Origin of the sequence: Pseudochrobactrum saccharolyticum (genome assembly GCF_008801715.1) — a bacterium.
GTDB classification, from domain to species: domain Bacteria; phylum Pseudomonadota; class Alphaproteobacteria; order Rhizobiales; family Rhizobiaceae; genus Pseudochrobactrum; species Pseudochrobactrum saccharolyticum.
Window position 1 is genome coordinate 135840 of record NZ_VZPG01000003.1, and the last position, 26315, is coordinate 162154.

General features: G+C 48.0%; 35 protein-coding genes. 22 read left to right on the forward strand and 13 right to left on the reverse strand.

Annotated elements, in window-relative coordinates:
- Positions 1-5 precede the first annotated feature (5 nt).
- The 10 genes from F7P81_RS10770 (at position 6) to F7P81_RS10815 (ending at position 11741) form a co-directional block, all read left to right on the forward strand.
- Positions 6-3296 (forward strand): DUF4815 domain-containing protein, encoded by a 3291-nt coding sequence (locus F7P81_RS10770; protein WP_151159509.1) that lies wholly within the window; start codon positions 6-8, stop codon positions 3294-3296.
- Positions 3297-3299: 3 nt separating this feature from the next.
- Entirely contained in the window at positions 3300-4748 is a 1449-nt protein-coding gene (locus F7P81_RS10775; RefSeq protein ID WP_151159510.1) for a hypothetical protein, read from the forward strand.
- A gap of 10 nt (positions 4749-4758) precedes the next feature.
- Positions 4759-5202, forward strand: coding sequence for a hypothetical protein (locus tag F7P81_RS10780; protein WP_151159511.1), 444 nt, complete (start codon positions 4759-4761; stop codon positions 5200-5202).
- Positions 5203-5336: 134 nt separating this feature from the next.
- Positions 5337-6581: a phage tail sheath protein gene (locus tag F7P81_RS10785; RefSeq protein WP_151159512.1), complete on the forward strand. Its 1245-nt coding sequence runs from the start codon at positions 5337-5339 to the stop codon at positions 6579-6581.
- 63 nt (positions 6582-6644) lie between these two features.
- A complete protein-coding gene (locus F7P81_RS10790; RefSeq protein WP_151159513.1) occupies positions 6645-7181 on the forward strand; it encodes a phage major tail tube protein in 537 nt (178 codons plus the stop codon).
- A 54-nt stretch (positions 7182-7235) separates the two neighbouring features.
- Positions 7236-7640 (forward strand): phage tail assembly protein, encoded by a 405-nt coding sequence (locus F7P81_RS10795; protein ID WP_151159514.1) that lies wholly within the window; start codon positions 7236-7238, stop codon positions 7638-7640.
- Positions 7641-7756: 116 nt separating this feature from the next.
- Positions 7757-10027: a phage tail tape measure protein gene (locus F7P81_RS10800; RefSeq protein ID WP_151159515.1), complete on the forward strand. Its 2271-nt coding sequence runs from the start codon at positions 7757-7759 to the stop codon at positions 10025-10027.
- Positions 10027-10449 (forward strand): phage tail protein, encoded by a 423-nt coding sequence (locus tag F7P81_RS10805; RefSeq protein ID WP_116088426.1) that lies wholly within the window; start codon positions 10027-10029, stop codon positions 10447-10449. Before F7P81_RS10800 ends, F7P81_RS10805 begins: the two co-directional genes overlap by 1 nt.
- Positions 10446-10685: a tail protein X gene (locus tag F7P81_RS10810; RefSeq protein ID WP_151159516.1), complete on the forward strand. Its 240-nt coding sequence runs from the start codon at positions 10446-10448 to the stop codon at positions 10683-10685. The genes F7P81_RS10805 and F7P81_RS10810 overlap by 4 nt, the downstream gene beginning before the upstream one ends.
- A 3-nt stretch (positions 10686-10688) precedes the next feature.
- Positions 10689-11741 carry a phage late control D family protein gene (locus F7P81_RS10815; protein WP_151159517.1) on the forward strand — a complete coding sequence of 351 codons (1053 nt, stop codon included), beginning with the start codon at positions 10689-10691 and terminating at the stop codon, positions 11739-11741.
- Between the two features lie 88 nt (positions 11742-11829).
- Here the strand turns inward: F7P81_RS10815 and F7P81_RS10820 are convergent, their stop codons facing one another.
- Positions 11830-12132 carry a DUF982 domain-containing protein gene (locus F7P81_RS10820; RefSeq protein WP_075656829.1) on the reverse strand — a complete coding sequence of 101 codons (303 nt, stop codon included), beginning with the start codon at positions 12130-12132 and terminating at the stop codon, positions 11830-11832.
- A gap of 133 nt (positions 12133-12265) precedes the next feature.
- On the opposite strand from F7P81_RS10820, the gene F7P81_RS17085 reads away from it, so the two are divergent.
- From F7P81_RS17085 to F7P81_RS10835, 5 genes are all read left to right on the forward strand, one after another.
- Positions 12266-12442 (forward strand): hypothetical protein, encoded by a 177-nt coding sequence (locus F7P81_RS17085; protein ID WP_170265251.1) that lies wholly within the window; start codon positions 12266-12268, stop codon positions 12440-12442.
- A gap of 61 nt (positions 12443-12503) precedes the next feature.
- Positions 12504-12638 carry a hypothetical protein gene (locus tag F7P81_RS17225; protein ID WP_272491729.1) on the forward strand — a complete coding sequence of 45 codons (135 nt, stop codon included), beginning with the start codon at positions 12504-12506 and terminating at the stop codon, positions 12636-12638.
- Positions 12639-12683: 45 nt separating this feature from the next.
- Positions 12684-13436, forward strand: a complete 753-nt coding sequence (locus tag F7P81_RS10825) for a glycoside hydrolase family 108 protein (RefSeq protein ID WP_075656828.1) — start codon at positions 12684-12686, stop codon at positions 13434-13436.
- Entirely contained in the window at positions 13433-13687 is a 255-nt protein-coding gene (locus tag F7P81_RS10830; RefSeq protein ID WP_083647139.1) for a hypothetical protein, read from the forward strand. The genes F7P81_RS10825 and F7P81_RS10830 overlap by 4 nt, the downstream gene beginning before the upstream one ends.
- A 102-nt stretch (positions 13688-13789) precedes the next feature.
- Positions 13790-14107, forward strand: coding sequence for a hypothetical protein (locus F7P81_RS10835; RefSeq protein ID WP_151159518.1), 318 nt, complete (start codon positions 13790-13792; stop codon positions 14105-14107).
- A gap of 24 nt (positions 14108-14131) precedes the next feature.
- On the opposite strand, the gene F7P81_RS17090 is transcribed toward F7P81_RS10835, so the two are convergent.
- Together F7P81_RS17090 and F7P81_RS10840 are read right to left on the reverse strand one after the other, a co-directional pair.
- Positions 14132-14299 (reverse strand): hypothetical protein, encoded by a 168-nt coding sequence (locus tag F7P81_RS17090; protein ID WP_170265252.1) that lies wholly within the window; start codon positions 14297-14299, stop codon positions 14132-14134.
- Positions 14300-14324: 25 nt separating this feature from the next.
- Complete coding sequence (locus F7P81_RS10840; protein WP_151159519.1) at positions 14325-14960, reverse strand: SOS response-associated peptidase; 636 nt, start codon at positions 14958-14960, stop codon at positions 14325-14327.
- Between the two features lie 257 nt (positions 14961-15217).
- On the opposite strand from F7P81_RS10840, the gene F7P81_RS17095 reads away from it, so the two are divergent.
- The 3 genes from F7P81_RS17095 to F7P81_RS10850 all read left to right on the forward strand — a co-directional run bounded on the left by F7P81_RS17095 (position 15218) and on the right by F7P81_RS10850 (position 17191).
- Positions 15218-15388, forward strand: coding sequence for a NepR family anti-sigma factor (locus F7P81_RS17095; protein ID WP_170265253.1), 171 nt, complete (start codon positions 15218-15220; stop codon positions 15386-15388).
- 34 nt (positions 15389-15422) lie between these two features.
- Positions 15423-15974: a sigma-70 family RNA polymerase sigma factor gene (locus F7P81_RS10845; protein WP_116088542.1), complete on the forward strand. Its 552-nt coding sequence runs from the start codon at positions 15423-15425 to the stop codon at positions 15972-15974.
- A gap of 116 nt (positions 15975-16090) precedes the next feature.
- Positions 16091-17191 carry a PAS domain-containing sensor histidine kinase gene (locus tag F7P81_RS10850; protein WP_238481519.1) on the forward strand — a complete coding sequence of 367 codons (1101 nt, stop codon included), beginning with the start codon at positions 16091-16093 and terminating at the stop codon, positions 17189-17191.
- A 94-nt stretch (positions 17192-17285) separates the two neighbouring features.
- Here F7P81_RS10850 and F7P81_RS10855 read toward each other — a convergent pair whose 3' ends face one another.
- The 6 genes from F7P81_RS10855 to F7P81_RS10880 all read right to left on the reverse strand — a co-directional run bounded on the left by F7P81_RS10855 (position 17286) and on the right by F7P81_RS10880 (position 21142).
- Positions 17286-17495, reverse strand: coding sequence for a CsbD family protein (locus tag F7P81_RS10855; protein ID WP_116088433.1), 210 nt, complete (start codon positions 17493-17495; stop codon positions 17286-17288).
- Positions 17496-17557: 62 nt separating this feature from the next.
- Complete coding sequence (locus F7P81_RS10860; RefSeq protein ID WP_022709810.1) at positions 17558-17746, reverse strand: hypothetical protein; 189 nt, start codon at positions 17744-17746, stop codon at positions 17558-17560.
- A gap of 170 nt (positions 17747-17916) precedes the next feature.
- Complete coding sequence (gene otsA, locus F7P81_RS10865) at positions 17917-19296, reverse strand: alpha,alpha-trehalose-phosphate synthase (UDP-forming) (protein WP_151159520.1); 1380 nt, start codon at positions 19294-19296, stop codon at positions 17917-17919.
- A 19-nt stretch (positions 19297-19315) separates the two neighbouring features.
- Entirely contained in the window at positions 19316-20170 is an 855-nt protein-coding gene (otsB, locus tag F7P81_RS10870; RefSeq protein WP_151159521.1) for a trehalose-phosphatase, read from the reverse strand.
- Positions 20171-20296: 126 nt separating this feature from the next.
- Positions 20297-20842 carry an SOS response-associated peptidase family protein gene (locus F7P81_RS10875; RefSeq protein WP_151159522.1) on the reverse strand — a complete coding sequence of 182 codons (546 nt, stop codon included), beginning with the start codon at positions 20840-20842 and terminating at the stop codon, positions 20297-20299.
- Between the two features lie 96 nt (positions 20843-20938).
- Complete coding sequence (locus F7P81_RS10880) at positions 20939-21142, reverse strand: CsbD family protein (protein WP_151159523.1); 204 nt, start codon at positions 21140-21142, stop codon at positions 20939-20941.
- Positions 21143-21505: 363 nt separating this feature from the next.
- Here F7P81_RS10880 and F7P81_RS10885 point away from each other — a divergent pair, with 363 nt between their 5' ends.
- Complete coding sequence (locus F7P81_RS10885; RefSeq protein ID WP_151159524.1) at positions 21506-22474, forward strand: SDR family oxidoreductase; 969 nt, start codon at positions 21506-21508, stop codon at positions 22472-22474.
- A gap of 259 nt (positions 22475-22733) precedes the next feature.
- Here the strand turns inward: F7P81_RS10885 and F7P81_RS10890 are convergent, their stop codons facing one another.
- Both F7P81_RS10890 and F7P81_RS10895 read right to left on the reverse strand, forming a co-directional pair.
- Positions 22734-23330 (reverse strand): PRC-barrel domain-containing protein, encoded by a 597-nt coding sequence (locus F7P81_RS10890; RefSeq protein ID WP_151159525.1) that lies wholly within the window; start codon positions 23328-23330, stop codon positions 22734-22736.
- 70 nt (positions 23331-23400) lie between these two features.
- A complete protein-coding gene (locus tag F7P81_RS10895; protein WP_151159526.1) occupies positions 23401-23775 on the reverse strand; it encodes a low affinity iron permease family protein in 375 nt (124 codons plus the stop codon).
- Positions 23776-23890: 115 nt separating this feature from the next.
- Between F7P81_RS10895 and F7P81_RS10900 the strand changes: the two genes are divergently transcribed.
- The 3 genes from F7P81_RS10900 to F7P81_RS10910 all read left to right on the forward strand — a co-directional run bounded on the left by F7P81_RS10900 (position 23891) and on the right by F7P81_RS10910 (position 25481).
- Entirely contained in the window at positions 23891-24229 is a 339-nt protein-coding gene (locus tag F7P81_RS10900) for a hypothetical protein (protein WP_028233360.1), read from the forward strand.
- A gap of 39 nt (positions 24230-24268) precedes the next feature.
- A complete protein-coding gene (locus tag F7P81_RS10905; RefSeq protein ID WP_151159527.1) occupies positions 24269-24847 on the forward strand; it encodes a general stress protein in 579 nt (192 codons plus the stop codon).
- A 160-nt stretch (positions 24848-25007) separates the two neighbouring features.
- Positions 25008-25481: a YciE/YciF ferroxidase family protein gene (locus F7P81_RS10910; RefSeq protein ID WP_022709367.1), complete on the forward strand. Its 474-nt coding sequence runs from the start codon at positions 25008-25010 to the stop codon at positions 25479-25481.
- A 67-nt stretch (positions 25482-25548) separates the two neighbouring features.
- On the opposite strand, the gene F7P81_RS10915 is transcribed toward F7P81_RS10910, so the two are convergent.
- Both F7P81_RS10915 and F7P81_RS10920 read right to left on the reverse strand, forming a co-directional pair.
- Complete coding sequence (locus F7P81_RS10915) at positions 25549-25773, reverse strand: hypothetical protein (protein ID WP_022709368.1); 225 nt, start codon at positions 25771-25773, stop codon at positions 25549-25551.
- A gap of 159 nt (positions 25774-25932) precedes the next feature.
- Positions 25933-26244, reverse strand: coding sequence for a plasmid stabilization protein (locus tag F7P81_RS10920; protein WP_151159528.1), 312 nt, complete (start codon positions 26242-26244; stop codon positions 25933-25935).
- Between the last annotated feature and the right edge of the window lie 71 nt (positions 26245-26315).

The window sequence follows — 26315 nt, forward strand, 5'->3', positions numbered from 1 at the left end:
GCGACATGAACAGCATTATCAAGCGCCCTGGCTATGGTGATCGACATGACCGTAGCCGGCGACAGCACGCTATTGCGTTTCCAGATCTTGGGCGAGATCATCAGGGCATCTATCTTCAGTCAACTGACATTAATGAAATGCAGTCGCGCGCGCTGGATCAGGTGCGTCGTGTCGGTGATTACATCATTCAAGACGGCCGTATCATGGACGGCCAATATCCAATTGTGGATGAACCGGACTCACACCATATTCGTGTCCGTCTTCCTGCTTGCCCGATCTATATGCGTGGTCTCGTACATGATGTTGATGAGGCTGTCTTCATACTGCCCAACACCGGTGAATTGGTAATTGGTGTCCGGTCACAGGAAAACCTTGTAACCGATATCGAAGACAGCAGCTTGAAAGGCTCTGTACCCGGTACTGAAGCCTTTATGGAAGAAGGTGCTGCACGCGTTGAGATCATTCTGACGTGGGGTCACTCGCTCGAAACTGACCCACGCCCTTTGCAGTCAGTATTTCAGGTGCGGGACGGTAAAATTCTGACAGTGGAAACCAATACTGATCAGTCTGAAATCTACAAAAGTTTGGAAAAGTATTCGCGTGAGAGCAATGGCTCTTTTGTGAATACCGGTTTTGATGTGACAGCTGTAGGTTTGAATGGTGCAGGCAAGCAAGTGCTATCCATTGCCGAAGGTGTGGCTTATGTCAGCGGTCGCCGGATCGTACGCCAGCAGTCAATGCGGGTTGAGGTCACTGAAGAGCCTGATCTGCGCAATGTAGATGCCGAGCCGCATCCGTTCACAGCGGCGACTGGCGGAACGCAGATTTTCAAGGTTTCCAAAACACCGATTGAAAGTGTCCGCCGTGTTGTGGTGGAAAAGGAAACCACGGAAACGGTTCTTCATGGCCCTTTCTCGGGTGCGGTTGATCCTCTGCAGCATCCGTCAGTCACAGCCATTCTTGAAATCAAACAGGGTGGCACTGTTTATACATCACCGGCCAGCTGGATACTGTCGCAAGGCCAGATCGACTGGTCACCGAACGGCGCCGAGCCGTCCCCCGGTTCAAATTACACGGTAAAATACCGTTACAATGAAAACATTCAGCCGGACGCTGTTACCCGTGACACAGTCACAGTGACGGGCGCGGCGAACGGTACCAATGTTCTGCTGGACTATGCCTACAAACTGCCCCGCATTGATGCCCTCTGCCTCGATATGGCAGGCGCACCAGTCTATATCAAAGGTGTGTCGGCTGTATCCCGTCCGCGTCGGCCAGTTATTCCGGAAAGCATGATCGAACTGGCACGTCTCCATAACGATTGGGGGCGTCCGCCAGCTGTTCAAGCCTCAGGTGTACGTAACGTGCCATATGATGAGATCACGGACATGCGCACAGCAATCGTTGATCTTTATGATCTGGTTGCTCAGGAGCGTCTCAAGAATGACGTCACTGGCCGTGATGTCGGCGCAAAACGCGGCCTGTTTGTTGATCCGCTCCGTAATGATGCGATGCGGGATCAGGGTATTCCGCAAACAGCAGCGGTGTTCGGTGGGAAAATGACGATGCCGATTATACCACGGCTGCATGAGTTCCCGTCGTTTGTCGGCATCCGATGTCTTGCTTACACGGAATACCCGATCATCACACAGCCACGTCGTAGCAGCTCAAAGAAGATCAACCCGTATCAGACATTCACACGAATGCCCGGTCGTGCAAGCGTCGAGCCTTCGACCGATATTTTTACGGATCGGCAGACGGGCTGGACTTCACCGCAAACGCAATCCTTTGAAGCCCCTGAGGGTGAATATATCTCAGGAATTTCTCTGGAGCAGCGCGTTGAGAAAATCGGTGAGCGTATCGTGCAGGCAGAGTTTGTTCGTCAGCGCGATGTTAATTTCAGACTGGAAGGATTCATTGAAAATGAAAAGCTGACTGCTCTGGAGTTCGACGGTATTGCACTTCCGGTTACTGCCTACGCTCCGGCAAACGCAGATGGTGTTATTTCAGGGATATTCGCTATCCCTGCAAATGTGCCCTCAGGTTCAAAGACGGTATTCTTTGAAGGGTCTGCGAATACACGCGCATCCTGCACTTATGTTGGCCGCGGCGAGATAACCATTGAAGAATACCGGCTTGCATCGGCCTTGGAGACTTCATCCAAGACCATGCCGCAGCCGGTGATCAACAACACGGTGATTAACAACATCACCAACGTCAATAACGTCAGCGAACGGGGTGGCGATGGTGGTGGCCGTGGTGAAGGTCGCGATCCTCTGGCACAGACATTTACCCTCGTAAATGCACGGTGCCTCTCTGCGATCCGTTTGTGGTGTGCAAAGAAAGGATCAAATACCAATGCTGTTCTCGTGCAGATCAGAACATGTGAAGTGGGCATGCCGACTTCTATTGTACTCGCCGAGGCTTTTGTTCCTGCGACTGATCTGACTGAGGGTGAACAGTTTGTCGCGCGCTTCCGTTTTCCGGTTTATCTGGAAGCCGGTCGTGAATATGCATTTGTTGTCCTGACAGATGATGCTGAGCATTCGCTCTATACAGCGGAAATCGGCAAGATCGATATCGACACGGACGAGGTGATCACCGGTCAGCCGTTCACGGTTGGCGTGCTGTTGTCATCCTCCAATGCATCGACATGGACTGTTCACAACGAGGCAGACCTTTGGTTTGACATGTTGGCCTGCAAGTTTGATCCGGTCGAGCGGGTGATCCCTATCGGCAGTTTCAAAACTTTAAAAATGTCAGACATGATCGTTCGTGCCGGCGTTGAAATTCCTGATCCGGAAGCTGAAGTTCTTATCCGCCTGACCCGTTCAGCGCGTAATGAGATCATCACCTCTGCCCCATCACAAATTCACCAGTTCGCGGATTACATCCAGAACGAAGATATTATGGTGGAAGCCGTACTTCGTGGATCAGAGCATGTAACCCCGTTCCTGTTCCCTGATGTTCAGATTGTGGAAGGGGAATTACAGCCAACGGCTGACTATTACACCCGCGCTATTGATGCCACGGACACCAATAAAGTGTTGGTGACATTCGATGCGTTCCTGCCAGCAGGATCGGGCGCACAGGTCAGCATCGGTGTTCCGGACAGTTATGTTCAGGTCAATGTATCCAGTGCAACGCCCTTGGGCGACGGTGTGGTTGAGCAAACTTATATCCGCGCTTCCTATCCGGCAAACAACCTTGATGCGCAAACAAAGGTCGTAATCACCGGCACGCCAGCGGCTCGGCCGGAAATCAAAAGCATGCGCATGTTGCTTTCAAAGGTGTAAAATATGGCAAATGAGAAGACGCCAAATTATCATTGGGATATCCCAAACCCATACGGGTTACAGATCGTTGAGATGATGAAGGTGGCGTCCACATTCGGAGCCATCGACAGCCGGTTCAAGGCCTTTGAGGATGCTTATCTAAGCCATAAGCATTCCTTTGCGGATATAACTGACAGACCAACCACGCTAAGCGGTTATGGCATTACGGATGCCATCACCACAGATCAGGTGAAGAGCGAAATTGAGGCGTCACAAACCGCTCAGCAATCTGTCATTGATCAAAGCATTCAGTCACTGGCTAACAATACGGCTGATGCCCTCGCACTAAGAGTGCGTGTTGATGCTGCTCAGGCTTTTACCCTTGCCCAAAAATCAAGGGCACGCCAAAATATTGATGCTCTCGGCACCATTGACCGAGGTGTTCCAAACGGTGTGGCAACTCTTGATGCTGGGGGTAAAATTCCTTCATCTCAGCTACCACCGGTGGCCATATCTGAGACGTTCGTTGTCAATTCGCAAGCCTCCATGCTGGCCTTGGTTGCTGAACGTGGCGATATTGCTGTCCGTCCGGATTTGAACAAGACGTTCATCCTACGTTTGGAGCCAGCTACAGTTTTAGCCAACTGGCAGGAAATACTGACCCCAGCGGATGGGGTTTTGTCAGTGAATGGTTTAACTGGCCCGGTGATTAACCTCACTGCGGACGATGTTGGAGCCGCCACTCCCGCTCAGGTAGCGGCTAAGTTGGATAAACATAATCCAAACTATACCGGCCGCGCTTTTGGCAACGCGCTAACCCTCATGAATGGTAATAGTGCAGCAAACCGAAACCTCCTCGGGTTTGGGTTCTCCGGAGATGTGGCAAGCACTCAGGAATTTATCCTCCTTTCTGACGGGTCGCTGTCACTCAGTAAGATGAACCCCGCAACGGGTTCATGGGAACGTGATCTTTTAAAAGTTTTTCCAAATGGATCGGTTCGTGCGGGTGGGGCATTAAATGCTGGAGCGGCTTATTTAGGTGTAGATGGAAACGTCGTTGGGAGTGCTTGGAACCTTACGGGAACCACTTCTCTTTTTGACTTCATCAATAAAAAAACTTGGGGAAACACTTCGGTCGAAATCGGCTTTGCCGTCTTCAATAATGAGGATTGGCCATGGCGAGAAACTGTCGCGCCTTGGACTAAATGCTTAGCCTTCTGCGTTTCAAAAACTGATGGTGGCTCAACAGATAACCGAAGACGCCCACGCAATTTGGAGGGGCAACATGATTGGGGATGGGAAACTTGGGCGCAGATGATTGGCGGGGCGGATCAGGCGGGTGTTCCTGTAGATAAAAATGATCCTCACGTTCGGTCAAGCCTTACAGTGGCCTACACCACTATGGGACGGTTTAGAGTGAACGCAGGTTGGGGACGAACTTCCGAACGCATAGTGTTTCTGCGTGTTGCCTAAGGGATACGATATGAAAATTTTCTATAATCCGACAGACGGTGTTTATACGTCAGCTACGGGCACCCCGGTGAACGAAGACGACATTGTTGTTCCGGCACGGCCACCAGAGAAATCAACCTATCATCCGGACACTAATAGCTGGACGATTGATCCGGTTGAGCCGGAAATACCTCTGACACCCAAAGAGCAGCGCGCCCTGATGCCGCCACTTGAAAAATGGCGTTTCGATACGATTATCGATAGCCGCCCAGGACTGCGTGACAAAATCGAATCTGCGATTGACCGCAATATTTCTGACCTGCTCCAGAGAGTGACGGTACGGAATAAGTTTCGCAGTGTAACGCAGTTTTCCCGATTGGATCCTATGTTCCCGTTTCTTGCCTCAGACCCTGACATCAATATCAGCGATCTGGAAATTGATGAAATGTGGCGGCAAGGCTTGGCTCTGACATAGCCAACAATGATCACAAGTCACTGAACACACCGCCCTTGAGGCGGTTTTTTATTATTCAAACATAGCAGAAAGGCACGCTTCGGCGCGCCTTTTTTATTGCTCGGCGGGGTTCCCGCCTCAACAGGAGAAGAGGAATGAGCGATCCAGTCTTCGGCTTGTCGATTACCCAAATGGATAACGAGCCGCGCCCGGCGATTGTTACGAATATGTCGATTGTCGGCCTTGTGTTTACTGCACCGGCCGCCGATGCGACTGAGTTTCCGCTTAATGAGCCGGTTCTTTTTTACTCGTCTGACGATGCAAAGCTCGCAAAGATGGGCAAAACAGGCACCGGTTACAATGCGGTAAAGCTCATTAATCAGCAGCTTGGTCAGTTTCAGGCGGCGGCGACAATTGTCGGCGTTCGCGTAACTGAGGGCGCTACTCCGGACGAAACAATCGTCAACCTGCTTGGCGATATCAACGCCCGCACCGGTATGTATGCACTGCTCAATGCAGGTGCGGAGCTTGGCATTACGCCTCGTCTTATCTGCGTGCCCGGATATACATCTCAACTTGCGTCTTCGGCGGATGCAAATGTGATTATTGCAGGCCTTCCGACTTTGCTTGACCGCCTGCTTGCTGTGGCTGTGGTTGACGGTCCCGCAACGGACGAAACTGCGGCGAGCGCATGGCGTGCGACAATCCAGTCGAAGCGCATAATCCCTGTCGATGTTGCGGCTAAGGTTATTGATGACGTCGGCGATGTTGTTACCGTCCCGGCATCCCCAGCAATCATTGGTATTGCGGTGCGCCGCGACCATGAGTTTCAGGGCCGTCCGTTCCATTCGTGGGCGAACCAGCCGGTTTACGGTATTGTCGGCCCGTCCCGTCCGCTTGAATTCTCGATCCTTGACGGCGCGACCGAAGGGCAACAGCTTTTGTCGAAAAACATCGGCATTATCGTACGGGGCGAGAGCACCGATGGCGCCCTTGCTGACGGCGGGTTCCTCTATGTCGGTACGGACACTTGTTCCGAAGATACGCTTTGGCAGTTCTATAATCAGGTGCGAGGCCGCGATTACATTCATCTGATGTTTATCAAGACCCTCCGCTTTTTCCTCGGCCGTCGCAATATTGACCGTGGGACAATTGAGGACATTCTCGCCACCATGAAAGGCGGGCTTCGCGATATCCAAGCAACGGGCGATCTCCTCGGCTTCCGTGTGAATTTCACGCGCGCCACCAATAGTCCTGAGCAACTGCGCCTGGGCCGGTTTACCGTCGCCTTTCAGGCGGAGGAGCCGCCAGTCCTGCGCTATCTCGGTATCCAGTCAGCGCGTTATCGCCCTGCGCTCGATGCGCTCCTCGACGACCTGCTCACCAGCCTCGACGCTTAATCAGGTTCGTGCGGTGGTCTAGCGCCACCGTTAACGTTTCTCGATTTTTAGGGAAAAATCGTCATGTCAAATATCTATATTATGGAAGCGGCGAACCTTTTCGTTGGCGACCACGATCCCCAGAACTCAAAGTTTTTGACGCTGGAAGAATTAAAGCTTCCAGATTTGCAGGAAACACTTGTTGATCACAATCCGGGCGGCGGCAAAGTTTCCGTCGAATTTGGGGTCGGCGTTGAAAAGCTCGAACCGACCTTCAAGCTGAAGGGTTGGGATATGCCGCTCCTGCGCTCGTTCGGCCTCGGCAGCACGATCCGGAAAAACTTCACCGCGTATGGTGTTATTCGCAATAAAAAGAATGGCAAGGCTCTTGAAGCGAAAGCAATTATGGAAGGGCGTCTTTCCCGTGTTGCGCCGGATGCGTTTACGCGCGGCGAAACGATGGGGCACGAATACGCGATCAATGAAGTTCTGCACTATGAACTTTTCTTTGATGGCTCCGAAGAACTCTATTGGGATTTCTTCACCAACACGCTCCGCCTAGGTGGTGTCGATCCCGATCCGGATTTCAACAACATTCTTCGGATCAGCAACGGCAGTTAATCGTTTATATCTCCATAAGTCCGCCGCAAAGGCGGGCATTTTCAGGGCAAGAAAATGAATAAGCACGATCTCAAGTATCCTATTACGGTGAACGGGGCGACGATCTCCTCCGTCACGATCCGTCGTCCGAATGGCGGGGACATGGTTGCCATTGGCGATCAGGTTGCGGAACTGATGAAGTTCTATTCGTCTAACGCGAAAGCCTCGCAAGAGTACGTCCTCGCCGAAGCGGCTGCAAAGCTGTCCGGAACGGGAACAGATCTTGAGGCTATCGCGGCGAAAATGACCCCGCCGACGAGCGCCGTTTTCTCTGCAATGGTTGATATTGCCAGTCGCTTGGCTGGCCTTGGCGAGGCAGCCGCAGAGCTGGATGTTACAGACCTGCAAGACATTGCAGGGAAGGCACTCAACACGGGGGAAGCTCCGGGGCGTGGGACAGTGGAGACTGGCGACGCGTAATCGCGCTTGCTGCTGCAAACACCAACACGCCCCTAAGTTTCTTTCTCGATCTGCCGATCAAAGAACTTGTTGATTGGCTCGAAACAGCTTCGAAAATTCCGCAGAGGCGTATCTAAATGGCTAACCTTACCTCAATCCTTACCGTCCGCTTGATCGATGCCGTTACGGCTCCGGCGCGTGCGGCCGCGAATTCGATCCGCGGGATCGGGACGGCGGTCGATAGCACGAACGCACGCCGTCTCGCTATCGGCGGCGCGATTAATACGATGGTGACGGACGTTGGTAAGGCTACGGATCGCCTTCGCCGGAACTTTAATAATATGACTAGCGGGCTTTCTATGCCCGCTAGTTTCCTCACGTTCTTCGGTGCCCGCTCGGTTTATGACTTTGAGAAAACGTCGAACGCCTTGCAGGCCGTCACCAACGTAACCGACGTGCAGCGCAAATCGATCCAGAGTTACGCGAAAGAGCTAAACGAGCTTTTCCCCGCGACAAACTCCGAGATCATGAAGGGCACTTTTGAACTCGGCCGCGCCGGTTTTAAGTACGAACAGATTATGGGTTCCATGAAAGGAATGCTTAATCTCGCGCTGGCCGGTGACATTGAAATTAAAGAAAGCGCGGATATTGCTACGAACGTCCTGACAGCGATGCGTCTGCCTATGAAGACGGTTGAGCAGGCTTCGGAAAGCCTGACCCGCGTAAACGACGCTCTCGCCTATGCCGCGTCAAACTCGAATACCGACGTGCGCATGATGGGCGAAACCTTCAAGTATGTCGGCCCTATGGCTGCGGCTGCGGGTATGTCCATTGAGGAAGTATCCGCCGCGTCAATGGTTATGGCGCGAAATGGTATCCGTGCGAGTGAGGCCGGTGTCGCAATGCGATCCGCTCTCGTTCGTATGGTTCGCCCGACAAAACCAATGCTCGCCGCTCTTGAGCGTTTGAACATCAACGTCAACGACTTTGTAAAAGGCGGACGTCAGATCAGCGCACAAGATATTGTCTCCTCGCTCGCTGTGGACGGTATTGATGCGACTTCATACGCAAAGCAGATTGAGCAGGTTCTCAATGACCCTTCGCTCAAAAAATCATTGAGCAAACTTACCGAGAAGCTGACGAACGTTATCGGCGGCGACGGCTCCGTTATGGATAAGTCGAAGCTCGCCGAAACGATTACTGAGGCTTTGACGGCCGCAGGCTCCGAGGTCGATTTCTTCGGGTTTATCCGTACCCTTCGCGAGAAGGGTGCCGACCTCGGCGATATCGCTCGCGTCTTCGACGCTCGGCAGGGTTCGCGCTTGATTACGCTCCTCGCTGGCGATCTCGATAAAGCTCTGTCTGATGTTGAGAATGGAGCTAAAGGCGCGACCGACCGCATGGCTAAAATCATGATGAAAGGTATCGTCGGAGATTGGGCGGCGTTCACTGCATCAATCGAAAACCTGTTCGTAATGCTTGGTGAAAGCGGCGTTCTCAAGACCGCCTCGGAGGCTATCAAGTGGGCGGCAGACGGGTTAAAATCTCTATCTGAGAGCAATCCTAAACTGCTAGAGTTCGGGACGTATGCGATCATGATTATGGCCGCTCTCGGCCCGATTGCTATCATCGGCGGCGGCGTGATCTCATTCTTCCTGTCGCTTGTCTCGCTGATGATGCTCGCCACCAAGTTCGGGCGTGGAGCGCTTGCTGTTGCCGCTGCAACAATGGGTGTTACGGGCGCGACAGCAGCGGGCGCTGCGGGCACGGCTGCGGCAAGCGCTACGGTTGCCGGTGCAGCAACAAAGGGAACCTCTCTTTTTGGTAAAGTCATCAAGGGAGCAGGCGTCGTTGGTACAGCGTACACGATTAACGAAATACTCGGTGCTATAGACCCAGAGGGCAATCTATGGGGGCTTACGAGCGGAATTGATGCGTGGATGAAAGAAAAGACGGGCATCGACCCGTCAAAGATCGGCGCAAGCGAACGCGTCGCCCCGCAAGTATCACCTGAGGAAGGTCGCGCCCATGATCTTGCCGAATGGCAGGCTCGACAGGCCGCGATTGATACTCGCCTCTCGCAGATCGAAAAGAATACTCACCCGTCTATGCGCGACATGCCAAACATGGAGCGCGAGAATTTGCAGGCAGAGCGGACAATGCTCGACCAGCAAATTAATGACATGACGCCGCAAGGCGACGCGGCGGGCGGTGCTTCGGCAGCAAACGAGACAATGGGGGCGTTCAACGCGGCTTTTGATGTTCAAGCGGCCGAGGCAAGGGCGAAAGCCGTTGCTCTCGCGCGAGAACTTCAAGCGATCCTCTCGACCACGATAAGCCCGACCATACGGCCAAAAATGGATATGTCGGCAATTTCAGGCGTCCATGCGGATACAGGAGTTGAATAATGCTTATGAATTTCGGAGCCTTAAAATTCGAGGTCTGGCCGTTCAACCCGACTGCAACAAGTAGCGAGAGCGGCGGTGAATATGTCGAAAAACCAATAATGGGTCGACGTCCGCCGCTCGAATTTGTTGGAGAAGCGGCTGAGAATTTTACGATCTCAGTAAAATTATTCCCTGCCAAGCTCGGTGGCCTTGGATCATTAGAGCAACTTCATACAATCCGCAGAAGCGGTATGCCCCAATATCTCATGCGTGGCGACGGTGTTCCTCTCGGATGGTTCGTGGTGACGAGCGTTGGGGCTGAAAGCTCCTACCTCGATGCGAAGGGCGTCGGGCAAGTGATCGACGTTGACATATCTCTGCGGCGCGCAGATGCGCCGCAGGATGCCGACTTCTTTGCAACAGTGATAGGAATGCTCGGATGATTTACACCGGCAACACGGAAACCGTCGTCGTAAAGGGTGAGGCAATTACCCTTTCCCTGCTGGTCTGGCGTCGGTTCAAGCGGCAAAGCATGGGTTTTGTCGAGCGCGTCCTCGATATGAACTCCGGCCTTGCCGATATCGGCCCGATTATTCCGGTCGGAACCTCTATTCGCTTCCCGATTGACGCTCCTGAATTGAAAAACAAAGAGCGAAACGTCGTCCATCTTTGGGATTGATCCATGAATACAACGGTTCGCAAGACGACCTGTATCGTCATGGTTGACGGGCAGGATATTTCAAGCGCGCTCCTCCCCCGTCTGATAAATCTAAGCATTACAGATAAGGCGGGGGTGTCGAGCGACACGATACGGATTGAGCTTGATGATGGAGAGGGCGCGATCCTTTTGCCAAGCGAGGGGGCAATTCTGAGCGTTTCCCTCGGCTCAAATGACGCCGGTGCCGCCGTGGTCTTTCGCGGCGTCGTCGATGAAGTCCGCTCCTCCGGCTCCCGCTCTGCCGGTCGTGTGCTCTCAATCTCCGGAAAGGGATTTGACGCGCAGGGCAAGGCAAAGCAGCAACAGCAAAAGCATTGGGACGGTAAGAACCTCGGCGATGTATTCTCGGAGGCAGCAAAGCTCGGCGGGATTGAAAACGTCCGCGTCGATGAAGAACTGAAATCTATCATCCGCCCTTATTGGGCGATGCAAGGCGAGAGCTTTATCCATTTCGGAGAGCGGGTCGCCCACGAGATCGGCGCGACATTCAAGATTTCGAATGACGTTGCAATCCTCGCGAAACGAAACGGCGGGCGCTCGGCCGGAGGCCAGCAGCTTGCCGTTGTTCAGGCTGTTTACGGCGAAAATCTTATCTCGTGGGATATCGCACCCGTGACCGGTCGCCCTCGTTACTCGAAGGCTAGAACACGATGGTACGATAAAAAAACAGGGACGTGGAAAACCGAGGAAGTCGAGATCGAGGACGAAAAAGCCAATGCCGAATTTACGAGCCGGTATCCGGCCGGAGACGCGGACGAGGCGAAGCGCAATTCCGAGAGCCGGAAGGCCGACAGCGAGCGCGGCAAGGGTGATGGGTCGATCACGATTGACGGCAATTCGGAAGCACAGCCAGAGGGAACGGTAGTTCTTACTGGCGCTCGTCCAGGTATCGATGGGACATATCGAACTGAAACCGTCCAACATGATTTTTCCCGCAATACAGGTTGGATAACGCGTATTGATCTAAAGCAACCTAGTGGGGATGCCGGCAAGGATAAACGGAAAACCTCTGGCTAATCAATATCTCTTTAATAAAGAATATTCTTACAGCCTCTAGCAATAACATTAAGCCCGAATGCATCGTTTCGGGCTTAATGCTGAACAACTAAACTCGTAATTGGTCGTTATTTGAAAGTGCAGAAGCCGACCAAGGAATTGGAGGATTAGGTATATCTAGTATGTCACGTTTACTGGCGAATCCCTTTATCGCGTTTCGTGCCGCTATTACTGGTTTTACCCCGTCATAGGCATCACAACATGCCTTCCAGGCAGTTTCATAAATGAGGTCGCGATCGTCTTCGGGCCATTCATGTAAGAACATAAGTGCATCGTAAACGTTGGTAAGTTCTAATGTTAGATAACGTCCTTTTTTAATGTAAACTGGTTTGTCAAACAAACGGTCGCTCACAGAAACCTCCTATTCTGAACGAAGAGTTGGGATGACGGTTTCGATTTAGTGATAGAAATCATTTTTTCAAGACAGATCTTGATAGAGCGATATACCTGCCTTGGTTTAATCAGTTTCAATGCGGCTGTTGACCATGGAACATTCTTCCTTTGCCTCTGTTGTATTAATAGGAGGAAGTAAAATGGATGGCCAAGAGTATATCTCAGTATATTATTTATTAATTTCAATATTAGTGATCGCTGTTTTTATGTTGGTGTTTTCTATGTGGCAAATGCGAAAAAATTGCTGGCGCGATAAGGATAAAAAATAACATAAGAAACCTGATCGGAACTTTCCTAGCCTCCGCCAGTTTACAATACAGGAGGCAGATTATGAAAGTTTATGAGTATATTTCTATCTATAATGGTGCAGTCGCATTAACTACAATAACAGTTGTGATGATTGTCTTTTTGACATGGCAAATGCGTAAGCGACGCAACAAAAAACAACTGACATCAAAAGAATAAATCATACCCCGCTTATGCGGGGTTTTTCTTTTAGGAAGGAACGCTATGCGTGAGACCTTAACGACCGCGCTTGACTTGATCTTTGGTCATGAGGGCGGATATGTGAATAATCCGAAAGACCCGGGCGGCGCTACAAAGTACGGCATAACACATAGGACGTTGGCAGCACACCGCGGCGTACAAAGTGTTACGCCTGCGGAAGTGAAAACACTGACCAAAGAAGAAGCTATCGTGATTTACCGGCGCTCTTATTGGGTGCAATCCGGCGGCGATCTGCTTCCGGTTGGTATTGATTTTATGGCATTTGATTATGGTGTGAACAGCGGTCCCGCACAGGCGGTTAAATCGCTGCAGCGCGTGGTTGGTGTGACTGCGGACGGCATTGTCGGCGGCCAGACTGTCGCTGCGGTTAAAGCTTATAAGGGCGATCTGATCGGCGCTTATGCTGCTGAGCGTCTTCGGTTCATGCGGACGTTGAAAGCATGGCCGGTGTTCGGTAGGGGCTGGCGCGAGCGGGTGGTGAGCGTGGAAGCGCAAGCACGTCAGCTCGTCAAAGGCAAAGTGACAATTACTGACGCGTATACTGCTTCAGCCAAGGCCAACCCCAAAGACCAATCTCTCACAGAAACCTTAAAAAAACCAGAGGCGTGGGCATCGATTGGCGGTCTTTTATCCGGTCTTGGCGGCATGGCTTCCGGATCGGGGCCGATCCAGTGGGCGCTTGCAATCATCATGGTTGGAGCGTTCGCTACAGGTGCATATTTCCTTATTAAGCGCATGCAGGATCAGGCGGCATGAGGATCAGTCTTCAACACATCACAGGTGCGGTCATCGGAGGGGCAGTTTCAGGCCTCTTTTTTTATGCGCTCGGACAACATGACGGCAAGCAGGATGCAGCACTCAAAGTTGCACAGGCCGTCACACAAGCAAATCAGAACAGGGCAGGGATTAATGAGGAAGTTGGGAACATGGACAGCTACAGCCTTTGCCGTGAGCTTGGCGGGGTGCGCGACGAGTGCGAGCAATTGCGCAGGCTGGCAGAAGATTAACCTTAAACCGGAAACGGCGGTTTATCTGCCGGGCAATGACATGAATGCAGGCAAAAGCATTGCCGGTCACAACGCCTATGGGAAGAAAGCGGGGTGCTGGTAATGGAGGATCCATTAACTTCATATGGGCTTAAGGCGTCGGTTGTTATTGCAGGGTTCGCTGGCGGAGTACTTCGCGCTTTATCACACCAAAACTATACCTTTCGTGAGGCTGTAGCATCACCTGTATGTGGTGCCCTCGCGGCTGGCTATCTCACCAGCCCGCTAGTTCACTATCTCAATGCTATTCATTTCCCACTACCGCCCGATGATGGTACCAATGTGACAATTCATGCTGGAGCATTTCTTGTTGGCATCTGCGCAATGTGGATAAGCGATGCTATTTTTGAGCTCATCAGCAGGTGGATTAAAAAACAATAGGTACAGGTATAGCAGGTCGTAAGTTTAACCTTCTGCTTTGAATTTTAATGCTTCCTTCAGCAGCGTTTTTCTATCTCGCCCAAATTTTTTAATGAGCTCTTTCGCTTGTAAAGGGGAGACGTCAGTATTTTCAGCTAAAAATTTGACGTCCTCATCTTCAGTTAAAGGTGTAGTATTTTTATCATCGGTCATAATTTATTCCTTTAATATCATTCACCTAATTGAGTATTTTTAGCTTATATTCACTCAAGGGTCTTTGCAGCTCTTTTGCAATTTCCCATGGCGCTGTCATCCACATATTGAATTCTTCCAGCTCAGTCAGAATGACTGGCATAGCTTTTGGGTGGATAGGGGCGACGACTGAATTCGGTTCACTGGTCAGGAATGCAAACAGGGTGTGATTTTGCTTGCCCTCTGATGGCTTTCTAACACCAATCCATTCTGTCCAGATGCCTGCGAAGAAAAACAGTGGTTCCGTTTCATCAATTGCAAACCAGTGCAGCGGCTTCTTTCCTGTCTTCGGGGCAGGCTCCTGTGCATACTCGCTGAATGATGTCGCCGGAATAAGGCACCGATTTGCAATGGTCAGCCATTGCTGCCAATGACGTGACGAGATATTGCGCACATTGGTAATACCTTTGTCAGCTGCGCCTTTGACATACATTTGTGGGGTTGGCATGCCCCATCTGCTTAATGCTAACTCTGGTCCATCCAGATTGTTGCGCAATATTGGCGCCGGATAATCAGGGTAGATATTTTCATCAAATGATGCGCCGTTTGTTAGATCAATATATGACCCGACGGCCTGCTTCAGCTGAGCACTATGCATTTTAATATTATAGATATTGCACATTTCACCCTCCGCTTCTTTAGAAACGCAGAAACGTACTTTTGGTTCAAATCGCGAATATCAACGGCACATCAAATGATAGATTAAGGTTGTGAAACGCGCTGATGAGGTTCGTTTTGCATAATTTGATTGTTCTGTAATTTTTAAAAAAACAGGAACCCAACGCTTGCGAATGCATTTACTTACACGAACACCAAAGCATGGTCATCACAGAATCGCAGGAAAATCAGAGTGCATAAAGATTATTGAAAAGAACTATCATGGAAAATAAATCAAAAAAGCTAAAAATATGGGAGACTGCAGCTTTCAGCCCAGATCAAGGCATAGGAACAAAGTTGCGGTCACTATACAACTCTCTAAGAGATGAGGAAATACCTGAGAACTTAATGAAGTTACTAAATGAATTGGATAAAGCAGAAAAATCTAAATAAAGATTTAAGTGGTATTGCTGGGAGATGTTTAACTATGAGTGACAATCCGTCGTGTTTTAAAAAGAGCCTAATAGAGTCGCTGCCGGATTTGCGCGCTTTTGCAAGATCTCTTATTAGAAATGCGGATAAGGCTGATGATTTGGTACAGGATACAATTTTAAAGGCGTGGGCAAAACAAGATTCCTTTGAAGTTGGCACGAACATTAAAGCTTGGCTTGTCACAATACTGCGCAATGAGTTTTATAGCCAGATGAGGAAGCGTGGACGTGAAGTGCAAGATAGTGAAGGCACTTATAGTAACGCCATGGCAATACATCCCGCTCAATATGGTTCACTGGATTTAAAGGATTTTCGAAAAGCGCTTGATCTACTCCCTGACGATCAGCGTGAGGCGATCATCTTAATAGGCGCATCAGGTTTTTCTTATGAAGAGGCCGCTGAAATCTGTGATTGTGCAATCGGAACCATAAAAAGTCGTGTTTCAAGAGCAAGGTCACGATTACAAGAGTTACTTGAGATCGAGAGCCTCGGACATTTTGGCCCGGATTTATCGTCCGCTCATGTAGCTCTTAGGAGTTTTGTATAAGGACTCCTTAAAAAATAATATTAAAGTCGCCCTGCAGTGTTTTTAAGAGACATTCGTATCAGTTGATGCTTAAAAGCAAGTTATGCAACTGCCTCTTAAGCCTTTTGGTGATTCCTTTGAATAATGTTCAATACTTTTTATCTGAGGTTGGAATATCAGCGGATGAAATAAGGGCTTTTGATTGGTCGAAAACACCACTCGGTGATCCTGAAAAATGGCCAGTGCAGTTAAAGACGACTGTCCAGCTTATGCTCGCATCACGCTTCCCAAAAGCCATTGTCTGGGGTGAAGAGTATACAACCCTCTATAACGATGCATTCAGAAATATCCTTGGTGCCAAGCAAAATTGCATGGGACAATCTTTCAGAGATATATGGAGTGAAGCTTGGCCAAATATTGAGCCAATGATACTTGATGCCTATCAGGGTAAGGCGACATTTATCGAAGATTTCCCGTTAGTTATTAATCGTCACGGTTATCCAGAAAAATGCTATTTTACATTTTGTTATAGCCCGATCATTGATGAAACGGGGCGTGTTTTGGGCATGATTGATACCGTCATTGAAATGACGGAAAAAGTCGAAGCTGTTCAGAACGCCGTCGTCATTAATGCTGAATTATCCCACAGAATTAAAAATACATTCAGTGTGGTTCAAGCGCTAGTAAATCAAACATTTCGTAAAGCTGATTTAAAAGAGGCGGTTCCAGTGTTTTCACGAAGGCTTCACGCTTTAGCAAAAGGACATGAAATTTTACGCTTGGGCGGCACCTCTAATGGAACAATTGAGCAAGTTATCACGTCGGTTTTTGAATCTTTAGCTAGTAAAAGCAAAATAGTTTTAGAAGGGCCTCAAATTCTGATCGGTCCTAAAGGTGTAATGTCAACTTCACTACTAATAAATGAACTGACTACGAATGCTATCAAATACGGTGCTTTATCAGTCCCTGATGGCTCCATATTAGTTAATTGGAGAGTCAGCAATGAAGGTGATACTTCCACATTAATTTTAGAGTGGCGTGAGCGAAATGGGCCGATAGTCAAAGTTCCGACTACAAAAGGTTTTGGCTCACGTTTAATTAAAATGGGGCTTATGGGGATTGGCGCTTCAAATGTTTATTATAATGAAGATGGTTTGCATGCCGTCTTTACCGCGCCATTCCAACAAATCCAAGAAGAAGGTAGGCTATACAGCTCTGGAAGCCGTTTGACACGATAGTCGGGCATTAACGGAGAAGAGAATGATCTCAGTCAGGTCTCAGTTATCTGGTATTCACATCTCATGAGGTGTGAACATCATAACTTTTGAGATTTTATGTATTTCGGGATAATTTCCTATACCATTCATTGATCTGCTCTCTTACCTGTTCAGGTGTTAGATTGTAGCGCTGTTGTATTTTATGCTCCAAAGCATTCTGTTCGCCAGCTATTTCGTCTAGTTCCTCAGATGTTATGTTGCCCCATTGTTCACGGATGTTTACTTTATAACGCCGCCAGTCCGCTTTGATTTCATTCCAGTCCATTCATCTCTCCCAAGCTCTTTTGTAACATGTGCTGAACAAGGCATATGGCTCCTTCCGAAATTTTAATCGGGCATGCTATGTTCATTGGTTGTATTTGAATCCATGATGCTCTCACTTTCAGAAATATAGCTTCCATAAATTTCTGCGCCGAACCAAACCAAAGCAACAATAATCATGCTTGAGATTAAGACGATGAGAACAGGCCGGCCTTTTTGACCCTGCCGAGCTTTTTGCGGTGGAATTTCTTTCATGGGACACTCCTTCGGTTAGAACCTTTGATTGGTTAACTAACGGAAGGAGGGTTCTGTTCCCAAAAAAGAAAATCGGAAACTGCTATTTTGAAGCGTTCTGTGGTATAATATTGCTTCAATAGCCTAAGTTGAACGCATATGTGGAACATGTAAATAACGAAGGGCTCAGCCTATGCACATCGCAATTCGCCAAGATAATTCGCACACCAATGATTGATATCATTTTCCTGCAGGTGCTTAATCATAGAAGAATAACGATATTGTCGTTCATTCTGGGACATGTTCAATGCATGACGAATAGCCTGCGAAACGGACTCTTTGTCGTAAGGGTTGACCAGCAGAGCGCCGTCCAGTTCGCGTGATGCGCCTGCAAATCGAGAAAGCACTAATACACCAGGGTCGTTTTTATCTTGTGCTGCAACATATTCTTTCGCAACCAAATTCATACCATCCCGAAGCGGTGTTACTAATCCGACCTTTGCGTGACGATACAGGCCTGCGAGAATATTGCGATTTAATGAGCGGGTAATGTAACGGATAGGCGTCCAATCTACAGCAGCAAGTGCGCCATTGACGCGACCGGCATATTCAGCCACCATACTTTGCATCTCAGCATATTCCGGTACTTCTGAACGGGACTTTGGTGTCACCTGCAGAAAAGTTACTTTGCTTTTATACTCGGGATTGTTCTGTACGAAATGCTCAAATGCTTCTATTCGGTTTGTTATTCCCTTTGAATAATCAAGACGGTCGACCCCGATAATGAGGTCTCGTCCTGTCATGCTTTCGCGCATACGCCGGACGAGGGCACTCTTTTCTGACCGTTGGGCAGTGTCAGTGAATTTATCTGTTTCAATACCAATCCCGAATTTCCCGACTTTAAATTCATGACTGCCGGTTTTGAACCGGTTTTCGCCTAAGGGAATAGCAATATTTTCCCGCGAGATGCAGCCGGTGAAGTTTTCAAGGTCATAATCTGTTTGAAAGCCAATCAAATCATAGGACACTAACCCCCGCATAATGGTTTCATGAACAGGGAGTGTGAAGACGATATCTGCCGAAGGCCAAGGGATATGGAGGAAAAAACCGATCCTGTTTTTAACACCTAAACGGCGTAGTTCCGCAGCCAGAGGGATGAGATGGTAGTCGTGAACCCAAATAATATCATCAGGCTGAATAAGTGATTGTAACTGTTCAGCAAAAAGACGATTGACGCGGAAATAACCAGCCATATCTTTTCGCTCATAATCAATGAGATCCAGCCGGTAATGACACAGAGGCCATAGCATACGGTTAGCGAAACCGGCATAATACTCATCAACATCGGTGCTGGCTAAATCCAACAGCGCATATTCAATATTATCGTGTTTTTGAATGTTTAGCTGAGGTTGCTGTAGGTTATCGGATATTACCTTCCCGGACCAGCCCATCCAGAGGCCGCCCTTTTCCTCCAGTGCAGCTTGCAGAGCAACAGCAAGACCTCCGGCCGGCGCATTCCCATGTTTATCCGGCAAAGAAACCCGGTTCGATATGATAATTAGTTTTCCCATTTTAATGGCTCCTGACTGTTTATACTTTATTTGTAGGATGATTGATGGCGGGGTCGGGAACTCTCAGGGTTCCTTGTGCTGCAATGACTTCGGTGAGCCAGTTTCTGAGCGCGGAAGGCGACGATATAAGGCTCATTGCACAACTTTGTTGGAGTGATGCGCCGATTTTCACAGATGCGCCTGAATATTTGTGCGCTGCAGCAAACATAGCTTCATCGGTTAAATCATCACCAAAAGCGATTGGTATGCGAGACTGGAAAGCCGGTTTAGCCATGAAGTGATCTAAAGCTGAACCCTTGTCAGAACCGGCAGGCCGTAATTCAGCAACCATTTTTCCATGTTGCACAGTCCAGTTCTCGTCTGTTATTGAAGCTGCTTTATTGATTATATCCGTGGTCGTTTTCTGCAGGCGGGGATTGCTTCGATAATGCAACGCCAGAGCGACTTCTTTATCTTCCACTTTTATATCCGGATAATCAGTAAGCGTATCTTCGATATAGCGTTTCGCTGTGCGAAAACTATCGTCGATTTTAAGCCCTCTTATACTCCCGTCGCTGTTACGAATTTGAGCGCCATGCAGGCCTGCAATTTCAAAGCTATGGGAGGGAAATATTGTATCAACAAAGCTGACCGGACGTCCTGTTATGAGAGCTAATGCGCCGTCAAGATGCCAGTGCAAGTGAGATAGAATGTCATATAATTGTTGCGGAAGTTGTATTTTATCCGGTGCTGCGGCGATATCCAGCAGCGTTCCGTCTAAGTCAAAGAAAAATGCATGCTTTGATAGTGAGCCTTTATCATTTTTCAAATGGCTTAACTCAGGGATTAAACCTTGATTGTATTCAATGTTTTCCCTTGTTAGGGTAGTACTCATTGTCTGTGTTACCTTTACTGAAAAAGAAACAGCGACCAATTTTATAAATAGATCAGTTTTTGCTCATCCAAAGGACGATGGAGCTGCTTGGCAGTGTCCCAAGGAGCCGTCATCCAGACATCCAGCTCATCTGTGTTGGTCAGTATAACCGGTAGCGAAACGGGAGTGTCTTGATCTCTGAGAGAGGATGCCTCTGTCGTAAGAAAAGCAAAAAAAACTATGGCTTTTCTCACCCTCTTGCGGGTCGCGGGTGCCAACCCATTCTGTCCATATGCCGGCAAAGAACAGTAGGTTTCCGGTCGTGTGTAGTGACAGCCATCGGGCATTATTGCCGGATAAAGGGGTGGACTTATGTGTTTGTATGCCAAAGGCTATGGCCGGTATCAGGCAGCGATGAGCAACAGTCTGCCATTCCTGCCAGTGAGCTGCGTTACTGTGCCGGATGTGTGTGATCCCTTTATCATTTTTGTGTTTTACGGCTTTGTCGGGAGAGGGCATGCCCCAGCGACTAATTCCGAGTTCAGGACCATCTAAATTATTACGCAAAACAGGGGCAGGAAAATCCGGATAAATAACTTCGTTAAAGGACCTTCCGTCTGTCAGATCAATATAAAAGCCTACAGACATTTTTAAATCTGCAGGAGTGAACCGGGTAGCATAAATATCAGACATAACTCCTCCTCTCAGAGATGTTTGATGATATGTTGCGATGCAGGAGCAAAAGCTGCGGCATAAATGAAAAAGCTCCCTGACGGGAGCTTTTGCGGGTTACCACGTCTGTCGGTTGTACCAATCATCAATGTCTTCTTTGACACGATCTTTTTCAATTCCGTACCGCTCTTGAATTTTTCCTTCAAGCTGTTCACGGCGTCCGTTTACTTGATCCAGATCATCGTCAGTCAGCTTTCCCCACTGCTCTTTGATCTTACCTTTGATCTGCTTCCAATTCCCTTCAACTCTGTTCCAATCCATCAGGATTCTCCTTCGTTTAATGGTTTTGATACAATGAACTAACGAAGCACAACGAGAATGGTTCAATAAAAGCTGATAAAATTTACATATTTAACATCGTCTACTAAGTGCTGGAGTTTTCGAATTGATGTAGTTGCTGCCCACAAACAGGGTGCTGGTCTGTAATATTGGCGCTTTAAATTAATTTCGGAACCAAGATAGCCCTGTAACATTCCTTTTATGAGCGGTGGCCGTGTCAACCGAACATGATGGTAATGAAAAACACTTTGATTTTTTCGGTTTCTCATTGTGGCCAACGAAATGGCAGACGAGTTTCTATCCCATCCGGCTATCGTTCACATAATTATTTTATGGGAGAGAGCCGTGTCACAATCTTCAAAAAACTCAAATAAAGCAAAAATTACTGCCTCCCGACAAAGGAAGCTGCAAGCGCAGGTTTCCGATAAGAAAACGAAACATTCATACGAGTCTGAAACTGGTGCACGTGAATATCCGGTTCCACCTTTTCCGAAGCAAAATATAGCTAAGCCAGGGTCTGAAGCAGTTTTGAAACCCGAGCCCATGTACGATGCGCCGTACTACTCAGGATCAGGAAAACTACAGGATAAGGTAGCACTTATTACAGGTGGAGATTCCGGCATTGGGAGAGCCGTGGCAGTTTTATATGCGCGTGAAGGTGCAACCATTGTAGTTTTATATCTCGAGGAGAAAAAAGACGCCGAGCTTACAAAGCAAATGATCGAGAAAGAGGGGCGTGAATGCCTCTTAATTCAGGGAGATGTGCGGGATCTGGAATTTTGTGAAAAAGCTGTTTCCGATGCTGTAAAAACCTTTGGCAGGCTTGATGTCCTGGTTAATAACGCAGCTTTTCAATTACATGCTAACCGCTTTCAGGATTTGTTGCCGGAGCATTTCGATGAGACAATACAGACCAACTTGTATGGTTATTATAATATGACAAAAGCTGCATTGCCTTTTTTGAAAAAAGGAGCGGCGATTGTTAATACCGGTTCCGTCACAGGATTGAGGGGAAGCAAGAAGCTCGTTGATTATTCAATGACCAAAGGTGGTATTCACGCCTTTACCCGTGCACTAGCCGCTAATTTGCTATCAGACGGCATTCGGGTGAATGCGGTAGCTCCCGGGCCTGTATGGACCCCGCTCAATCCTGCCGATAAAGAGGCTGCTGATGTTGCTGAGTTTGGTGCTGACACCCCAATGAAAAGACCCGCGCAGCCGGAAGAACTTGCACCCGCTTATGTGTTTTTAGCTTCTGAGCAAACAGCGAGCTACATAACGGGAGAGATTTTACCTGTAATAGGTGGATATTGATAAAATAATGGCCTTGGGCTGACGCGCCAAGGCCCTTAACTTCATAAAATAAACGGCTAATTCTCCGGAGTCGTTTGTAATGAGTGAGGCGCTTCCTGAGTGCCTACAGTTGGTTTGCTGGGTTTGTTTACTACCCATACTAAAAGCATCAACAGCACCACTATTAAAATCAGGTAGCCATATTTCATAGTGCATAGCTCCTTCATGCATTGATGACTGCCCGGTACCAACCCGGACAGTCATCATAAATATGTGTGCGTTATGGCGTGGTATTGGTTTGCGGAGTAGCCGGAGCGGGGGATGCCGGCATTTCCGTTGGGCTCTCTTTGTTTGTAGCTGCGGGATCAGCTACACCTTCTGGGAAAAGCGATGAACGGTCGAAAGTCGGCGCAGCATTCAGCTCTTCTTTGGTTGTTTTAATGACTAGCCATTTCTTACCATCGCTACGCATAGCAAGCTGTAATTGATCTGGGCTTACCGCTACATCTTTTTCACCTACACCCAAAAAACCACCAACACCGATTACAGCAGCTTCAATCTGACCTTCGGGACTCGTAATAAGGTCATTCAATTTACCGACAGACTGTGCGCCATTTTCCGAGCTATCATAAACGGATTGTCCGATGAATGATGAGACAAGAAGCTGCCCTGGCTTTGCTTCCAAAAAGCCAACCTTATTGGTTTCAGCAGCTGTATCCGAAGGTTGATTTCCGAACATGTTCTGCGTTTTAACGGTGGTTTGAAGCTGCTGCTCCATTGGCGCAGTTGGCGTGGTCGTGGTGTCGCTAGTCTGAGCATAGGCCGCACTACCAATAAACAAGGCACACGACGTTGCCAGAAGTTTAGCTCTCAACATAAATATCTCCTTTGCACGTATGTTATAATTTGCTAACATTCGAGCGGCGGAATAGTTCCAAAATATAATTTCAGTTTCTTTCAGCTTGGCTTTTTAGAGCTGCATGATGTTCGATTTTATCTCTTAAGTTTTTGAGTTCCTCTAATGGTAGATGCTCAATTCCAATGACCCTTTCATCGGCATTTTTTAGCGCGTCAATCAACTCATCAACCTTTGTGTGAAGAGCGCATGAGTCTCTATTTTGTGAGTTTTGAATAAGAAAAACCATTAAGAAAGTTATTATTGTTGTAGTTGTGTTTACAATTAATTGCCATGTATCAGAATAATTAAAGAACGGACCTGATAGTGACCATATAATTATAAATGTAATCGCTATTAAAAATGAGCCATAGTGCCCAGTAATTTTGGATACTTCCTCGCTTAGATCAGAGAAATATTTACCCATTTCAATCTCCCATATTATTTTCATTTATTACATTATGTTATCCATTCATTGATACTGAATTTTGGAACAATCAGATTTCCTCCTCGTTAATAAAATATCAACAGGAGGTTATATGATGAAACTCAAACTGATCACTTTGACATCTGCGTGTATTTTTATGACTGCAAGTGCGTTTGCTCAATCAGGGGCTAATCCACAAAGCACGCAGACTGACACTACTAAGACACCAGCAATTGTCACGCCGGATTCAACCAATCCTGCGGCACCGGTCAAAGGTGAGAACAGCTTCACAGAAGATCAAGCAAAAGAAAAAATTGAATCTGCCGGATTTACTGAAGTCAAAATGCAAAATCTGGATACTGACGGCATTTGGCATGCAACAGCTCAGAAAGCCGGTGCGAGTGTGAATGTTCTTATGGATTATCAGGGTAACGTCACAACAGCCAATCCATAATATCACAATCGAATTGCTTTATATAAAAGGGAGAAGATTATGAAAAATATTACAGCGCTATTTGATGACTACTCAACCGCCAAACAGGCCGTTCGTGATTTGGAAGCAGCAGGTATCCCTTCAGATGATATCAGCATCGTCACTCATGACGCGAACAAAGAATCCGGAGCCGCTGAAGGAGCTGGAGTAGGTGCAGGTATTGGTGCGGCAGTAGGTGGCGCGGGTGGCTTGCTGGCGGGGCTGGGGCTGTTGGCAATTCCGGGTGTTGGACCAGTGGTTGCTGCGGGCTGGTTGGCTGCGACAGCCGCTGGCGCGGCTGGAGGTGCGGTAGTTGGTGCTGCTGCTGGCGGTTTGGTTGGAGCTCTGGCGGAAGCAGGTGTATCCGATGACGATGCGCAAATGTATGCAGAGGGTGTGCGTCGAGGTGGTACCTTGGTAAGTGCCCATGTAGCAGATGAAAAATATGGTATCGCGCAGCAAATTCTGACGCGTGCAAACATGGTCAATCTGGAAGAACGCCGTCGCAGATATACTGAAGAGGGCTGGGAGCGTTTTGACCCGGATGCACGACCATATAGTGTGGATGAAATCGATGCGGAGAGATTACGTTATCGATAAATAATTATTAAAGGCAGAGTAATCTGCCTTTAATTTTTTCCGAGAAATTTTAGTTAAATGTATGATTATTCAGAAAAATATTTTTTTCTGAATCGCTAAATTGATGCTCGGAACTTAAATCTCTTCATATCGTTGTACTCAATTAACAGGAGGAGACAAGATGAAAACTCTAGCTGATATTTTTCTGCATACCCTAAAAGATGTTTACTATGCAGAGAATGCAATAGTTAAAGCTTTGCCTAATGTAGCTAAGGCTGCACAGGATGCTAAACTCAAAGAAGCGGCAGAGAAGCACTTGGAGGAAACCAAAGGTCAGATCGAGACTTTGAAAAAGGTTTTCAAGTCTATCGGTAAATCCGCGGAGGGCGAAAAGTGCGATGCTATAGAAGGTCTTATTAAAGAGACTGATGGGTTGATAAAAGAGGCTTCAGGAACAGCCTTAAATGCCGGATTGTTGGCAGCATGTCAGGCTGTCGAGCATTATGAGATTTCCCGTTATGGGTCCTTGCGGGAATGGGCCAAGCAATTAGGTCATGAGGAAGCCCATACCTTACTTAGTGAAATTTTGGATCAGGAAAAAGCCACTAATAATAAACTAACTAACTTGGCTATCTCCTCAATCAATAAGCCGTAACGAATGATATATGCAAATATGAGAACATCGGAATTATTCGATGTTCTCATATAGTTTGGAATAAATTTTAGAATAGATACTCTTCAATTTCGGAAATTAATTTTGCAATATTCTGCGGGTCTTTTTCTCCGCTTTTATAAATATTTATCACGGCTCTTGCCAAAACATCCTTGTTCTCATCGGATGTAGGACACCGGCCAAGAATATTGCAAACCTCATCATAGGCTTGTTGCAGCATATGTAATTGCTCTGGTGTATAGGCACCAACGATATCAGCTTTTTTAAAAGGCATTTTTCTTATCCCGCTCATAATCATCAAGATAGATTGATTGCAGCGGATGAAATTGTCATATCAAGATTTGTGAAGAGATATGACCAGATGGATAAAAAACCATAAAAGGCTAATAAATATAAAACCAAGCAAATTTTGCGTTTTGCATACGCTTATAAATTACTTAGTCTCTTTATTCCTTTTACGCGTTTGAGCTGCTTTTTTTGCCGAAGCGGATCGTTCGCTCGCCCTCCTTGATGCGGCTACCTCACCACCCTTTTTGCCACCTTCTTTCGAGGCGGGGTGATCGGTTTTCTTGCCTCTTCCAGAGCCGCCGGGCATTTTACCGCCTCCATCATCTTTATTTACGGTTGCCCATGCGCGGCTTTCGGCTTCATCTTCAGGGATACCTTTTTTCTCATAACTTTCAGCGATGTGTTGTGCTTTTCTCTTCTGTTTGTCTGTATACTTAGATTTATCGCCACGGGGCATGATTGCTCCTTTCTACCATTTGAGTGAATACCAGGTTCACACTGATATGTTGGTCAACGGTATAGAATTGG

Coding starts and splice junctions, on each gene's coding strand:
- F7P81_RS10770 (WP_151159509.1), top strand. CDS start 6: ATGAACAGCATTATCAAGCGCCCTGGCTATGGTGATCGACATGACCGT.
- F7P81_RS10775 (WP_151159510.1), top strand. CDS start 3,300: ATGGCAAATGAGAAGACGCCAAATTATCATTGGGATATCCCAAACCCA.
- F7P81_RS10780 (WP_151159511.1), top strand. CDS start 4,759: ATGAAAATTTTCTATAATCCGACAGACGGTGTTTATACGTCAGCTACG.
- F7P81_RS10785 (WP_151159512.1), top strand. CDS start 5,337: ATGAGCGATCCAGTCTTCGGCTTGTCGATTACCCAAATGGATAACGAG.
- F7P81_RS10790 (WP_151159513.1), top strand. CDS start 6,645: ATGTCAAATATCTATATTATGGAAGCGGCGAACCTTTTCGTTGGCGAC.
- F7P81_RS10795 (WP_151159514.1), top strand. CDS start 7,236: ATGAATAAGCACGATCTCAAGTATCCTATTACGGTGAACGGGGCGACG.
- F7P81_RS10800 (WP_151159515.1), top strand. CDS start 7,757: ATGGCTAACCTTACCTCAATCCTTACCGTCCGCTTGATCGATGCCGTT.
- F7P81_RS10805 (WP_116088426.1), top strand. CDS start 10,027: ATGCTTATGAATTTCGGAGCCTTAAAATTCGAGGTCTGGCCGTTCAAC.
- F7P81_RS10810 (WP_151159516.1), top strand. CDS start 10,446: ATGATTTACACCGGCAACACGGAAACCGTCGTCGTAAAGGGTGAGGCA.
- F7P81_RS10815 (WP_151159517.1), top strand. CDS start 10,689: ATGAATACAACGGTTCGCAAGACGACCTGTATCGTCATGGTTGACGGG.
- F7P81_RS17085 (WP_170265251.1), top strand. CDS start 12,266: ATGGAACATTCTTCCTTTGCCTCTGTTGTATTAATAGGAGGAAGTAAA.
- F7P81_RS17225 (WP_272491729.1), top strand. CDS start 12,504: ATGAAAGTTTATGAGTATATTTCTATCTATAATGGTGCAGTCGCATTA.
- F7P81_RS10825 (WP_075656828.1), top strand. CDS start 12,684: ATGCGTGAGACCTTAACGACCGCGCTTGACTTGATCTTTGGTCATGAG.
- F7P81_RS10830 (WP_083647139.1), top strand. CDS start 13,433: ATGAGGATCAGTCTTCAACACATCACAGGTGCGGTCATCGGAGGGGCA.
- F7P81_RS10835 (WP_151159518.1), top strand. CDS start 13,790: ATGGAGGATCCATTAACTTCATATGGGCTTAAGGCGTCGGTTGTTATT.
- F7P81_RS17090 (WP_170265252.1), bottom strand. CDS start 14,299: ATGACCGATGATAAAAATACTACACCTTTAACTGAAGATGAGGACGTC.
- F7P81_RS10840 (WP_151159519.1), bottom strand. CDS start 14,960: ATGTGCAATATCTATAATATTAAAATGCATAGTGCTCAGCTGAAGCAG.
- F7P81_RS17095 (WP_170265253.1), top strand. CDS start 15,218: ATGGAAAATAAATCAAAAAAGCTAAAAATATGGGAGACTGCAGCTTTC.
- F7P81_RS10845 (WP_116088542.1), top strand. CDS start 15,423: ATGAGTGACAATCCGTCGTGTTTTAAAAAGAGCCTAATAGAGTCGCTG.
- F7P81_RS10855 (WP_116088433.1), bottom strand. CDS start 17,495: ATGGACTGGAATGAAATCAAAGCGGACTGGCGGCGTTATAAAGTAAAC.
- F7P81_RS10860 (WP_022709810.1), bottom strand. CDS start 17,746: ATGAAAGAAATTCCACCGCAAAAAGCTCGGCAGGGTCAAAAAGGCCGG.
- otsA (WP_151159520.1), bottom strand. CDS start 19,296: ATGGGAAAACTAATTATCATATCGAACCGGGTTTCTTTGCCGGATAAA.
- otsB (WP_151159521.1), bottom strand. CDS start 20,170: ATGAGTACTACCCTAACAAGGGAAAACATTGAATACAATCAAGGTTTA.
- F7P81_RS10875 (WP_151159522.1), bottom strand. CDS start 20,842: ATGTCTGATATTTATGCTACCCGGTTCACTCCTGCAGATTTAAAAATG.
- F7P81_RS10880 (WP_151159523.1), bottom strand. CDS start 21,142: ATGGATTGGAACAGAGTTGAAGGGAATTGGAAGCAGATCAAAGGTAAG.
- F7P81_RS10890 (WP_151159525.1), bottom strand. CDS start 23,330: ATGTTGAGAGCTAAACTTCTGGCAACGTCGTGTGCCTTGTTTATTGGT.
- F7P81_RS10895 (WP_151159526.1), bottom strand. CDS start 23,775: ATGGGTAAATATTTCTCTGATCTAAGCGAGGAAGTATCCAAAATTACT.
- F7P81_RS10900 (WP_028233360.1), top strand. CDS start 23,891: ATGAAACTCAAACTGATCACTTTGACATCTGCGTGTATTTTTATGACT.
- F7P81_RS10905 (WP_151159527.1), top strand. CDS start 24,269: ATGAAAAATATTACAGCGCTATTTGATGACTACTCAACCGCCAAACAG.
- F7P81_RS10910 (WP_022709367.1), top strand. CDS start 25,008: ATGAAAACTCTAGCTGATATTTTTCTGCATACCCTAAAAGATGTTTAC.
- F7P81_RS10915 (WP_022709368.1), bottom strand. CDS start 25,773: ATGCCTTTTAAAAAAGCTGATATCGTTGGTGCCTATACACCAGAGCAA.
- F7P81_RS10920 (WP_151159528.1), bottom strand. CDS start 26,244: ATGCCCCGTGGCGATAAATCTAAGTATACAGACAAACAGAAGAGAAAA.